Raw genomic sequence first — 12,737 nt, 5'->3', positions numbered from 1 at the left:
TAGATACAAAAGTCGGGTCAACAGATTCGGCTTTTTGTATGCGCAAAAAATTATTTTCCCAAACCCCTTGAATATTCCCGAAACTACCTCTATAATTATCTTATTGAGAATAGTTTTCAATTACAGGAGGTTTAAGGATGAAAAAGAGAAGATTAACAGCACTTCTACTCGTTGTTTTAACGTTAGGACTAGTACTTGCAGCATGTGGGGGTTCAGGCTCGAGTGACGAGGCGAAGACGGAAGACAAGGCGCGCACACTAACCGATGCACTAGATCGTAAAGTGGTACTACCAGCAACACCGAAGAAAATTGTGGCCATTCAAAATGCAGGGGAACTTTACGCGCTAGACATTAAACCACTTGCCACAACGGATTATTACATGGGAATCTACCCAGACTTCCTAAAAGGCGTTGAAAATATCGGTGGCGACAAGCCAAATGTGGAGAAAATTGCTTCTCTAAAACCCGATTTAATCATCATTTCCGATTATCAAAAAGATATGTTGACGAATCTGGAAAAAATCGCACCCGTTTATGCAACAAAATTCGGCGTGACACCAGACGAGCAACTTGCTGATATCGCTAATTTAGTCAATGCAAAAGACGCCGAAAAAACATACCAAGAAAAATACGCAAAAGAATCAAAAGAAGCCAAAGCAACACTAAAAGACGCTGGCATCGAAAACCAAAAAGCTGCCGTAGTCCAATTTTGGGGTAAAGAAATCTACATCCATGACCCAATCGTATTTGACGGCCTCTACACTGGCGCTGGTTTCACACCAACAGAAGCAGCCAAAAAGAATAAAGAAACGAAAGCCATCTCCTCAGAAGCCATTCCAGACTACGTTAGCGATGCTGATCAGCTATTCATCCTAACACCAGAAGGCAAATCAACTGACGAACTAAACACCCTGCTAACAGGAATTTGGAAAGACATCCCAGCAGTTAAAGCAAAACACGTATACCCTGTTAACAGCGATGAGTGGAGTAACTACACAGCACCATCCAGAGAATACCAAATGCAAGATGCAATCGACAAAATAACAAATAAATAATATAAAAACCAGTATTAGATACGCCTCCCAAAACGTATCTAATACTGGTTTTATTTAATTATTCAAAATCTGGTAAATCCGATTATTCACCTTGCCAAATGATTTAATGTTATTTTGAATATTCGATAGTAGCACTACGACCGTTTTCCCACTATGGCTAAAGCTATTCGATACATTCCAGCCACTCAAAACCCCGTGACTATTATAGCTTCCAGGATCAGCATAGAATCCCATTCCGTATCCCGAAGTACTTCCCGCCGTGAACATCTTCTCGAAACTCGCATCATTAATCAATTTTCGTTCCGACAATGCCCGGTCAAACAAATACATATCCGTCGCGCTCATGTACATATCGCCACATCCATAAAGTTGCGATAAATCTGGTAAATATGGTTTCTCGAAAGTTCCATCTTTCTGAATACTATACCCCACTGACGGCTTCTTTTCCTTCTCAAACGTTGTATAAATTCCCGAATGCTTCATCCCCGCAGGTTCAAAAATATTCTTTTGCACGTATGTTAGCAGTTTTTCCCCACTCAACTGCTCCACAATATAAGCTAACACGCTATAATTCGAATCATTATAATCCCATTTTCCCGGCTGGCGTTTAATCCCTTGTGACTCAATATCCTTGATCAAGTCCTCCGGTGTAATTTTCACATTTTCCTCCGTGTGTCCGACAATGCCTGACGTGTGATTCAGCAAATTTCGCAGCGTTATGCGGTTCCCATTTGGAAAATCCGGTAAATAAGTTGCGACCGTATCATCAACATTCAGCTTGCCACGCTCTTCTAACTGCAATATCGCTGTTGCAATGACCGCTTTCTGAGAAGATCCAATATAATATACGGTATCCGGCGTGTTCGCTACATCCGTATCCCGATTCGCCACTTTATACCCCTTATTCAGCACAATCTTGCCCTCACGATATACAAGCGCCGTCCCACTAAAGCCCAGGCCTTCTAAATATTCGTCAATTTCCTTGTTATCGGCAACCGTCGCCGTTTCCTTCTCCACCTGTTTTTTCGGTGCTACTTGCTTCGGCTTCGCAGGTGCCTTTTCCTCACTCTTCTTCTCGTCTGCTTTTTCCAAATCTGCCGGTGTTATCCATTTCACAGCCACAAAAATCACTGCCAATAATACAAAAATCAACCCAATACCAATATAAAAATCACGTTTCTTTTTGTTGCGCCGTTTCGAGGAGCGGCTCATTTGCTGATTTGCCATGCTTTGTCCTCATTTCTTAGTAAAATTGCTCGCTTCGTCCCCACGAATTTTGACACAATACAATTCTCCAGTTTGCACAACTCCTACTCAAAATACTAGACCATTCAGGCCAAAAATGCAACCAGATTCCCAAATTATTTTGCATATAACAATTTCGGTGTTAAAATAGGGTGTGTAAGGACAGGATTCAAAGGGCAAATCTAGGTTTGCGCCCCATTTTATCAGGGTATTGTAATGAGGTATGCGTTCTAATAGAAAAAGAAAGAAGGAGATTAGAGTTATGGTACAAATTACAAAAGGTAAATTCGATGGTTTACAAAGACTTTCCAATGATAAAGGAATTATTGCTGCGCTAGCAATTGACCAACGCGGCTCCCTCAAGAAAATGATTCAAGAGGCAAAAGGTTCCGAAAGCGACAAAGATGTAGAAGATTTCAAACAAATGGTTTCCGAAGAATTGACACCATACGCATCCGCGATTCTGCTGGATCTTCAATACGGTACGCCAGCCATCAAAGCACGTAATGAGAACTGCGGCCTACTAACATCTTATGAAAAAACTGGCTACGATGCCACAACTCCTGGTAAACTTCCCGATTTAATCGCTGACCTATCCGCACTCCGTATCAAAGAAAGCGGTGGCGATGCAGTGAAAATTTTAGTATATTATGATCCAGATGAGCCTGCTGAAATCAATGAAATTAAATACGCGTTCCTAGAAAGAATTGGCGCCGAGTGTCGCGAAGTCGATATCCCATTCTTCCTAGAACCGATTACGTACGATGCAAAAGTAACCGATTCAGCCAGCGCCGAATACGCGAAACTGAAACCTGCGAAAGTGAAAGCATCGATCAAAGAATTCTCCAAACCGCGTTATGGTGTGGACGTACTTAAACTCGAAGTCCCAGTGAACTTCAAATATGTAGAAGGCTTTACGGATGGCGAAACCGTTTATTCAAAAGAAGAAGCTGGACGCCATTTTGAAGAATGTTCCGATTTAAGCCCACTGCCATTCATTTATTTGAGTGCTGGCGTGACGGCGGAACTTTTCCATAAAACGATTGCCTTTGCGAATGAACATAAAGTGCAATACAGCGGTGTATTATGCGGCCGTGCAACATGGAAAGATGGTATTGAAGTCTATGGCAAACAAGGCGACGATGCTTTGCGTGAATGGTTACGTACGCAAGGTAAAGAAAACATCACATCTCTTGACGGCTTGCTAAACGCTGGCGCATCTCCATGGTGGTCTAAATACGGCTCATTTGAAGATGTACACGTCGTTGAAAAACAATAATAAGTAACAGCAAAAAATCCCCGATTAGTTTCGAGGATTTTTTTGCTTTAATTATCAGTATTTCGAAACTCAGCTAATACTTGCCGAACCTCTTCCGTCGATTTCGTCCCCATCAATTGGATTCGCAGATCATTCGCACCTGGAAACCCCTTCACATAAATCTTAAAGAAGCGATGCAATCCTGTAATCGAACGCGGAACCAACTCAGCAAATTGATCTTGCAAATCCAATTGCATTTCTAACAATCCAATCAACTCCTGCGCCGTATGTTCCTTCTTCACCTTTTCAAATGCATAAGGATTCTTGAAAATGCCGCGACCAATCATAATACCATCCACGCCATATTTCTCCGCAAGTTCTAAGCCCATTTCGCGGTCCAGAATATCCCCATTAATCGTAATCAGCGTCTGAGGCGCCACACGATCCCGAATCGCCATCACTTGAGGAATCAGTTCCCAATGCGCATCGGCCTTACTCATCTCATTCCGAGTCCGCAAATGAACAGATAAATTTGCAATATCCTGCTCAAGCAAATGCGTAATCCAATCCTCTAACTCATCCAATTCAGCATAACCAATACGCGTTTTGACACTGACAGGTATCCCACCAGCCTTCGCCGCTTCAATCAAATCCGCCGCCACTTCCGGCCGCAAAATAAGACCACTACCCTTTCCACGCCCCGCGACATTCGGAACTGGGCATCCCATATTAAGATCGATACCTTTAAAACCCATCTCCGCCAAACCAATACTCATTTCTCGGAAAAACTCAGGCTTATCCCCCCAAATATGCGCCACAATCGGCTGCTCATCCTCCGTAAAAACCAACCGCCCACGCACACTCTCAATACCATCAGGATGACAATAACTATCCGAATTCGTAAACTCAGTAAAAAAGACATCCGGCGCACCAGCCTCTTTCACAACATGTCGAAAAACAACATCCGTCACATCCTCCATTGGTGCTAAAACAAAAAAAGGCTTCGGCAACTCTGCCCAAAAATTAGTTGTCATGATTCAATCTCCATTTCAATAAACTCTGTTACTTCCGTAAAAACATGGTTATTCTACTAATAATACTAGAAAAAATCAATAGCATCAATCACCAATTTTCATTTTCCACAAAACTCAATCCTTATAATCATAGAAAAATCTATAACCAATCGACTGCCCCAAATAAATCAACCTATCCATTTTCTCATTAGGCACAATAAAAAGATGATAGCAATCACTGTCTGTATCCAGTGTTACCAACGTATAACCTTCCGCCAAAAAATATTCATTTATCTTATCCAACGCCTCATCAGTAGGTTCTTCTCCCGTAAAAATAATTTTATTGAGATTAAGTGAATAACCCAAGCTATCAATCGTGCTTTTAAGTTGCCATAAAATATCTTCAGTCTCCTCTTTCCAATCAATATATGCACCAAATTGATGCGCTGTCTCATAACCAACAAACCAGTAAGCAGCAATTAACAATCTCGCACTGTGACTATCTAAGGAGTCTTCCCACATTTCCGAACACCATTTATCATTCGTTTGCCGAAATTTTTCATAATCATTCGCCATTAAAGTAGCATCATCAACTAACCCCTTGTTGTCATTACTTAAAATCCTTGCAATTTCTATCAGCTTACTATAGTCAACTGCATCCATATCGAATTTTTTCTTCTTAAAGAAACCAAGCATCCCCATATTATCCTCCCCTCCAAAATTTAAAATATAACTAGAAAAAGACCCCCATCCAAAAGATGAGAGCCTTGAAAAATTTGTCTTAACGTTTTGAGAACTGAGGTGCACGACGCGCGCCTTTAAGACCTGGTTTTTTACGTTCTTTCATACGTGGGTCACGAGTTAACAGACCTGCACGTTTTAATGGAGAACGGTAATCTGGTGCAACTTGTAGCAATGCACGTGAAATACCGTGACGGATTGCTCCAGCTTGACCAGTATAACCACCACCGTTTACGTTTACTAAAACATCATAGTTTCCTAGAGTTTCAGTTGCAACTAATGGTTGTTTAATAACTTCGCGAAGAGCCGCGAATGGAATGTAATCTTCCCAATCTCTACCGTTAATAATTACTTTGCCATCGCCTGGTACTAAACGTACACGAGCTACTGAGCTTTTACGACGACCTGTTCCATAATATTGTACTTGAGCCACTATATTTCCCTCCTCTTCTAATTATCCGCGTAATTGATACACTGTTGGTTGTTGAGCTGCATGTTCGTGCTCAGCGCCACCATAAACGTGTAATTTCTTGAAAATTTGACGTCCTAGAGAATTCTTTGGAAGCATTCCTTTGATAGAAAGTTCAAGTAATCTCTCAGGATTATTCGTACGTAGGTCACCCGCTGTACGTGATTTCAAACCGCCTGGATATTGAGAGTGACGGTAGTAAATTTTGTCAGTTGCTTTCTTACCTGTTAGAGCAATTTTACCTGCATTAATAATAATTACGAAGTCCCCTGTATCAACATGAGGAGTAAATTGTGGTTTAATTTTACCACGTAAGATTGAAGCTACTTCACTAGATAAACGGCCAAGCGGAATACCTGTAGCATCAACAACATACCATTTACGTTCTACTTCGCCTGTTTTCGCCATATAAGTCGTACGCATAATTTTCCCTCCTAGATTTTAAGAAAAATGCGATCAGTAAACTGTTCCATAGCCCACGATCTGCTTTTCGATTTGATTTATTAAAATTTCCATTGTTTTGTTCAACACAACAACCTTCCGGGGCTTATTGTGGGGCAAACAATACCATAGTCAATAATACAGTCTTTATCGTCAAAAGTCAATGCGATTGAAGAAAAAATTTCAAACTACTTTAAAGCCGTCTGTTTTCCGCAAAACTTATCAGCGCGCTGACAAATGCTCAGATACTAGGCAAAGGCGAGTACCAGCGCGGAATGTACGATTTGTACATGAGCACTGGAACGGAGTCTTTAACGACGTAGATGAGTGTTTGTCGGCGCGCTGATTTTACTTATAGTAGACTTCCCATAAGTATAATCCCTGTGGCGGCGCTGTTTTGGCACCTTGCGTCCGATCTCGCGCCTCTAAATTCGCTTTGACCTGCGCCACCGTCAACCGATCATTCCCAACATCAAGTAACGTTCCAACCAAAATCCGGACCATGTTATACAAAAAACCGTTTCCTTTAAAAGAAAAAATCAGCGTATCTTCCTCTTCGGTAATCTCAATCGCATAAATCGTCCGAACTTTATCCTCACGACCAGATCCAGCAGCACAAAAACTCGTAAAATCATGCTCACCAGTCAAAACATCCGCCGCCTCACGCATCCGTGAAATATCTAATTTATAAGGAAAATGCAACGTAAAATGTCGCGCAAACGGGTCAAAAAACTCCGAACGCTGAACAAAATAGCGATATTCTTTTCCAATCGTCCCAAAGCGCGCGTGAAAATCGTTATCCACTTCCTCCACAGAAACAATACTAATATCATATGGCGTGAAAGTCTGCAAAGCCTTCCGATATTTTGCCGGTGGTATCGCAAGCGGTGAATCGAAATGAATCACCTGACCTTTTGCATGAACGCCCGTATCTGTTCGCCCAGAGCCGACAATCTTCACCACGTCACCTTTATGCATCCGCAATAGCGCTTTTTCAATTTCCTCCTGCACCGTTCGCCCATTCGGCTGAATCTGATAACCGACAAAATTAGTCCCATCATATTGAATTACTGCCTTAAATCGCTTCATTTGTTACACCTCATCTTATGATCGCAGCCAAACCAACAATGCCGTTACAACCAACATCATCACCAGCAAAAATGTATCCGAAAACCGCCACGCAAGCAGTCTAAATTTCGTCCTGCCCTTACCGCCACGATACCCACGCGCTTCCATCGCTATCGCCAAATCCTCCGCGCGTTTAAAAGCACTGATAAAAAGTGGTACGAGCAGCGGCACAATCGCCTTCATCCGGTCTTTGATTGGACCACTTGAAAACTCCACCCCGCGGGCCTTTTGCGCCTTCATAATTTTCTCCGTTTCGTCCATTAGCGTCGGAATAAACCGAAGCGCAATACTAAGCATCAGCGCCAATTCATGCACTGGAAACCGCACAAATCGTAGCAATGCCAGCATGTTCTCAATCCCATCCGTCAGCTCAATCGGACTCGTCGTAAGCGTCAATAGCGTTGTCATAAATATAATCAACACAAAACGCGCAAAAATCATCGCCCCGTTCATCAATCCGAGACTCGTCACGTGAATCGGTCCCCACTCAAAATACGTCGTTCCACCCTGCGTAAAAAACACCTGCAACAACAGCGTCAAGATAATCAGCCAAAACACCGGTTGCAGCCCTTTTATAAAGAACATAAACGGCACACGTGACGCAAATAGCAAACTCAGTACAAACACAAATAATAACGCATATGTAAGCCAATTATTCGCGAGAAACACGATGATAATAAAATACATCACGGCTGTAATTTTTGCACGAGGATCGAGACGATGTAACCATGATTCGCCGGGGATAAACCGACCGAGAATCATCTTCTCCATCATTGGCTCGCCACACCCTTCCCAAGGTACGGCACCATTTCTCCCACCAATTCATCAATCGTCAAACACGTTTTCTCAAGCTTCACCGCAAATCGTTGCTCAAAATTCCGTTGAAAATGCACCACATCCGGAACCGAGAGTCCTAAATCCGTCAACGCATCCGGCTGACTAAAAATTTCCCGAGGTGTCGCCACTCGTTCCACCGTTCCGCCTTTCATCAAAATTACTTTTTCCGCGTAAGTCGCCGCATCTTCCATACTATGCGTCACAAGAACCGTCGTCAGCCCTTTCGTCCTGTGCAGCGTCGCGAACATCTCCATGATCTCCTTACGCCCGTTCGGATCGAGCCCAGCCGTCGGTTCGTCAAGCACCAAAACCCGCGGATCCATCGCCAAAACACCAGCAATCGCCACACGTCGCATCTGACCACCAGAAAGTTCAAACGGCGAACGCGTCAAAATTTCCTCCGTCAATCCGACCTCAACGATCACCTTACGTGCCCGTGCCTTCGCATCTTCTTCCGACACACCAAAATTAAGCGGTCCAAAACAAATATCCTTTTCCACCGTCTCCTCAAATAACTGTGCCTCTGGAAACTGAAAAACAATGCCCACACGTTCCCGCAAATCACGCAATCCCTTTTGCTTTTCGCCAGCCTTAATAACCCGATCACCAAGTGTCACGGTACCCTCCGTCGGCAATAACAATGCATTCAAATGCTGCAATAACGTCGACTTTCCAGAGCCCGTATGCCCAATAATCGCTGTATAACTCCCAGATTCAATCGTTACGTTGACATCCTGAAGCGCTCGCGTCTCAAAAGGAGAATTTTTCTGATAACAATAACCTACTTGTTCGAATGTAATGTCCATAACTGATCCATCAACGCCCCTTCCATCAAGCTCCGATCCGCTAGCGTAACCCCTGACTGCTCTAATTTTTCCTGCAACGACGTTATAAAAGGTACACCAAGCCCGATTCGCCGCATTTCATCTGCCTGCGCAAAAACCTCTTTTGGCGTTCCCTCGAGGTGCCGCTCGCCTTTATTCATCACGATAACCCGGTCCGCCATCACGACCTCATCCAAATCATGCGTAATCGAAATCACCGTAATTGCCTCACGTTCCCGCATTATGCGAATCGTTTCCATCACCTCGGCACGACCACGCGGATCAAGCATCGATGTCGCCTCATCCAAAATAATCACATCCGGCTGCAAAGCAAGAACCCCAGCAATCGCCACACGCTGCTTCTGACCGCCCGAAAGACGAGACGGCTCATGTAATGCGTAACCTTGCATTCCGACCTCGTCCAGCGCACTCTCCACGCGTTTCACCATCAATTCATGCGGCACACCGTGATTCTCGAGCCCAAACGCCACATCATCCTGCACCGTCGCGCCAACAAACTGATTATCCGGATTTTGAAAAACCATCCCAACCTGCTTCCGAATATCCCAAATCGTTTTTTCACCCAATTTAAAGTGTCCAATTTTGACCATGCCCTCTGTCGGGAATAGCAAGCCGTTCAAGAGTTTTGCAATCGTCGACTTTCCAGACCCATTATGCCCGACCAGCGCCAACCACTCGCCCCTTTTCACCGTAAAAGAAACATCCTTCACCGCGAAAACATCTTCATCCTCATATTTATAACTAACGTGATCCAATTTCACGAAATCATCCGACATCACGCACACCTCACTCTCACACGATCCTATACCCTGCTTATTATAGTACAAAAAAACACCCCACGCAAAGAAAGGTTTTTCTATCCACGCAATCACACAAACAAAATAAAAGTATTTTTCATATTTTAAGGCCTTCGAAATCAGCGAAAAAACACCCAAAAACCGCAGTAAATAAGCATCTCCAAAATATATCTAGCATTCTAAGCAATAAAAGCCGTTAAAAGCAAACAATACGACTCAAACTGTTCACAATATGTCCATGTACTTCGTTTTAGAGAGATGCTATACTTTATCAAAGTACTCCAATAAATTTAATTATTCATTGTTACTTGAAGCACCACCACTCTAAAAGAAAGGAGAAATTTTGATGCATCCCACGACGAAACAACACGTTATTTATGCAATGGATAAGAACGCAGAACCAAGCATGACAGTTGATAATGGCGCAGTAGTTACGATAGAAACCTACGACTGCTTTGAAAACCAAATTAAATCCGAACATCAGCCATTCCATCGCCTTGATTGGAATAGAGTAAATCCAGCAACTGGTCCTATTTTCATCAAGGATGCAGAACCTGGAGACATACTGGCTGTAACTATAGAGAAAATTCAATTAATTGGCGACGCAACAATGTTAACGGGTCCAAATTTAGGCGTCCTTGGTGATGACCTAACAGAAAACACCATCCGCCAGTTTCCAATTGTAAATGACCAACTTATTTTTTCAAAAGAAATCACCGTTCCTGTAAACAAAATGATTGGCGTTATCGGAACTGCACCAGCCGGCAAACCTATCTCATGTGGCACACCAGACGCGCACGGCGGCAATATGGACTGCAAAGAGATCACAGAAGGCGTAACACTATTCCTTCCAGTTAACGTCTCTGGCGCTCTACTCGCGCTTGGTGACGTACACGCTGCAATGGCGGACGGAGAAGTATCTGTTTCCGGTGCCGAAATTGCTAGCCAAATCACGATGCGTCTCCAAGTAGTTAAAAATAAAAACTGGCCAACACCGAGTCTAATCAACGACGAAAAAATCATCACCATCGCGTCCGCACCAACACTCGACGACGCCAGCTTAATTGCAACAAAGAACATGGTTCAACTTTTGACAGACGCAACAAAGGCAACACAAGCCGAAGCCATCATGCTGCTTTCACTCGCAGGTGACCTTCGAATCTGCCAAGTGGTTGATCCAAACAAGACCGCACGCATGGAACTACCACTCCAATACTGGTCTGAAAACCCATTTTTATAAAGAATGCGACACAATCGGTGCAAAACAATCCGGTTGTGTTTTTATTCATATACAATTCCCTGCAACTTCTTCCCAAGAAACTCCGACAACCGTTCTGCCTCAACACCAACACGCTTCTTATCACTTGTGGAAATCCGCCCAAAAGTATAACAAGTAAAGCCAATCGTCTCCCCCTTAATCTCATACCGCCACGTCCCTCGAATTTGCCCATCAATCAGAAGTACAGCCTCAATATGCCCCGCAGTCCTCCAAATCTCCCTCTCATATTTCACATCTGCAAGCCACCCCTTATCAGCAAAACTCACAAAAAGAGGATCAAATTTCCCAAGCAATTTCACCTGTGGAATCACTTCCTGCCTACTTAAATCTAATTCACCCTGAGGATAATAGTAAACCTTCCCATCAATATCAAAACGATCCAATCGCCCCTCAATCCTACGAAAAGCATCCAAAAACGCATAGTTCGGCAAACCACTCCAATGCTTAAAATCAGCCAAAGTAGCAGGACCATAGCAAGCTAAATACCGAGATAAAAACCTATCTATTGCATATTCATCCACATTATCCTGCCATGAATCCTGCGATATCCCATCCACCCATTTCCGATGCGCATAAAATCGCGTACTCGGCCTCTGCGGCACAGCATAAATCTGACCCAGCAAAGAAGCCTCAATCAAGACACCACCCCAGGTCATTAACTTTTTAGCCTGATCCCCCATCAAACTAGCCAGCTCTTCTTTCGATACAAACCGTTCCGATCTTCCAAGCTTGTCGATTCTCACCAACAAATCATCCAAATCCACACCTAACTCCTCACAATGCTTCCTAACCCACGTTCTTCTAGGCGAATAAATCTCGTGTAAGTTTTTCCAATCCTCTGGTACATACAAATGCACCGTAGTCCTTTGCCCCCAAAGCTTAATAATTTCATTCTGAGCATATATCTGGTCCAATATATCCCTTGTCAGCCCATCCACCCGATGAAATAAACTGATTTCCCCAAACTGCTGATACTGCGCTTGAATCCCGACCAACTTTTCTGTACAACTTACCACCGACTCAAAAGAATTACCCAACCCCGAGTTAACAATCCGTATATTCCTCACATCAGCTAGATCCAAACCAACCATCCTCCATTTCTAAACATAAAAAAATAGCCTACAAATCAATTACGATTTCATAGACTATCATACATCATTTGCCTGGCAACGATCTACTCTCACAGGGGGAAGCCCCCTACTACCATCGACGCTGAGAAACTTAACTTCCGTGTTCGGGATGGGAACGGGTGTGACCTTCTCGCAATAACCACCAGACATTATTTATATCGTATAAAGCTTCCAACCAGATTCGAACTGGTGACCTCTTCCTTACCATGGAAGTGCTCTACCTACTGAGCTATGGAAGCACTAATATCATCAGACTTCTAACACACCTCAAAACTCTAGTTAAACAAAAATAAGGCTCCACAGGCAAGACTCGAACTTGCGACCGATCGGTTAACAGCCGATTGCTCTACCAACTGAGCTACTGTGGAATAATACATTGCCCGGCGACGACCTACTCTCACAGGGGGAAGCCCCCTACTACCATCGGCGCTGAAAAGCTTAACTTCCGTGTTCGGGATGGGAACGGGTGTGACCTCTTCGCCGTAACCACCAGACAATG

13 protein-coding genes, 2 tRNA genes and 2 rRNA genes are annotated in these 12,737 nt (G+C 43.5%); 3 read left to right on the top strand and 14 right to left on the bottom strand.

All coding sequences use genetic code 11. The annotated features are described in order from the left end of the window. Positions 1–137 precede the first annotated feature (137 nt). Positions 138–1,055 (top strand): ABC transporter substrate-binding protein, encoded by a 918-nt coding sequence (locus HPK16_RS09760; RefSeq protein ID WP_181676786.1) that lies wholly within the window; start codon positions 138–140, stop codon positions 1,053–1,055. Positions 1,056–1,109: 54 nt separating this feature from the next. Here the strand turns inward: HPK16_RS09760 and HPK16_RS09755 are convergent, their stop codons facing one another. Beyond that, positions 1,110–2,267: a serine hydrolase domain-containing protein gene (locus tag HPK16_RS09755; RefSeq protein WP_425487930.1), complete on the bottom strand. Its 1,158-nt coding sequence runs from the start codon at positions 2,265–2,267 to the stop codon at positions 1,110–1,112. A gap of 295 nt (positions 2,268–2,562) precedes the next feature. Here HPK16_RS09755 and HPK16_RS09750 point away from each other — a divergent pair, with 295 nt between their 5' ends. Beyond that, positions 2,563–3,579, top strand: coding sequence for a tagatose-bisphosphate aldolase (locus HPK16_RS09750; RefSeq protein WP_181676784.1), 1,017 nt, complete (start codon positions 2,563–2,565; stop codon positions 3,577–3,579). Between the two features lie 47 nt (positions 3,580–3,626). Here the strand turns inward: HPK16_RS09750 and HPK16_RS09745 are convergent, their stop codons facing one another. From HPK16_RS09745 to HPK16_RS09710, 8 genes are all read right to left on the bottom strand, one after another. Then, positions 3,627–4,592: a tRNA dihydrouridine synthase gene (locus HPK16_RS09745; RefSeq protein WP_181676783.1), complete on the bottom strand. Its 966-nt coding sequence runs from the start codon at positions 4,590–4,592 to the stop codon at positions 3,627–3,629. A gap of 114 nt (positions 4,593–4,706) precedes the next feature. Next, on the bottom strand, positions 4,707–5,273 hold the full coding sequence (locus HPK16_RS09740) for a DUF6630 family protein (protein ID WP_181676782.1): 567 nt from the start codon (positions 5,271–5,273) through the stop codon (positions 4,707–4,709). Positions 5,274–5,352: 79 nt separating this feature from the next. Continuing rightward, positions 5,353–5,745 carry a 30S ribosomal protein S9 gene (gene rpsI / locus HPK16_RS09735; protein ID WP_036059869.1) on the bottom strand — a complete coding sequence of 131 codons (393 nt, stop codon included), beginning with the start codon at positions 5,743–5,745 and terminating at the stop codon, positions 5,353–5,355. Positions 5,746–5,766: 21 nt separating this feature from the next. Next, the gene (gene rplM, locus HPK16_RS09730) at positions 5,767–6,204 is read right to left on the bottom strand and encodes a 50S ribosomal protein L13 (RefSeq protein WP_036095006.1); all 438 of its coding nucleotides are present in this window, start codon (positions 6,202–6,204) and stop codon (positions 5,767–5,769) included. Between the two features lie 366 nt (positions 6,205–6,570). Next, positions 6,571–7,311: a tRNA pseudouridine(38-40) synthase TruA gene (truA, locus tag HPK16_RS09725; protein WP_181676781.1), complete on the bottom strand. Its 741-nt coding sequence runs from the start codon at positions 7,309–7,311 to the stop codon at positions 6,571–6,573. Between the two features lie 15 nt (positions 7,312–7,326). Beyond that, positions 7,327–8,124, bottom strand: coding sequence for an energy-coupling factor transporter transmembrane component T family protein (locus HPK16_RS09720; RefSeq protein WP_036080602.1), 798 nt, complete (start codon positions 8,122–8,124; stop codon positions 7,327–7,329). Further along, on the bottom strand, positions 8,121–8,993 hold the full coding sequence (locus tag HPK16_RS09715; RefSeq protein ID WP_181676780.1) for an energy-coupling factor ABC transporter ATP-binding protein: 873 nt from the start codon (positions 8,991–8,993) through the stop codon (positions 8,121–8,123). Before HPK16_RS09715 ends, HPK16_RS09720 begins: the two co-directional genes overlap by 4 nt. Further along, the gene (locus HPK16_RS09710) at positions 8,969–9,808 is read right to left on the bottom strand and encodes an energy-coupling factor ABC transporter ATP-binding protein (RefSeq protein WP_181676779.1); all 840 of its coding nucleotides are present in this window, start codon (positions 9,806–9,808) and stop codon (positions 8,969–8,971) included. The genes HPK16_RS09715 and HPK16_RS09710 overlap by 25 nt, the downstream gene beginning before the upstream one ends. 367 nt (positions 9,809–10,175) lie before the next feature. Here HPK16_RS09710 and HPK16_RS09705 point away from each other — a divergent pair, with 367 nt between their 5' ends. Continuing rightward, entirely contained in the window at positions 10,176–11,069 is an 894-nt protein-coding gene (locus HPK16_RS09705) for an acetamidase/formamidase family protein (RefSeq protein ID WP_181676778.1), read from the top strand. A 41-nt stretch (positions 11,070–11,110) separates the two neighbouring features. On the opposite strand, the gene HPK16_RS09700 is transcribed toward HPK16_RS09705, so the two are convergent. From HPK16_RS09700 to rrf (HPK16_RS09680), 5 genes are all read right to left on the bottom strand, one after another. After that, entirely contained in the window at positions 11,111–12,190 is a 1,080-nt protein-coding gene (locus HPK16_RS09700) for a winged helix DNA-binding domain-containing protein (RefSeq protein ID WP_181676777.1), read from the bottom strand. A 79-nt stretch (positions 12,191–12,269) separates the two neighbouring features. Beyond that, positions 12,270–12,385 (bottom strand): 5S ribosomal RNA (gene rrf / locus HPK16_RS09695). A gap of 19 nt (positions 12,386–12,404) precedes the next feature. After that, a tRNA-Thr gene (locus HPK16_RS09690) sits at positions 12,405–12,477 on the bottom strand. Positions 12,478–12,533: 56 nt separating this feature from the next. Beyond that, positions 12,534–12,606, bottom strand: a tRNA-Asn gene (locus tag HPK16_RS09685). A gap of 10 nt (positions 12,607–12,616) precedes the next feature. Beyond that, positions 12,617–12,732, bottom strand: a 5S ribosomal RNA gene (gene rrf, locus HPK16_RS09680). Positions 12,733–12,737 lie beyond the last annotated feature (5 nt).

It is taken from the genome of Paenilisteria rustica, assembly GCF_013820765.1.
In the GTDB taxonomy this organism is placed as follows: Bacteria; Bacillota; Bacilli; order Lactobacillales; family Listeriaceae; genus Listeria_A; species Listeria_A rustica.
This window is presented reverse-complemented; position numbering and strand designations above follow the sequence as displayed.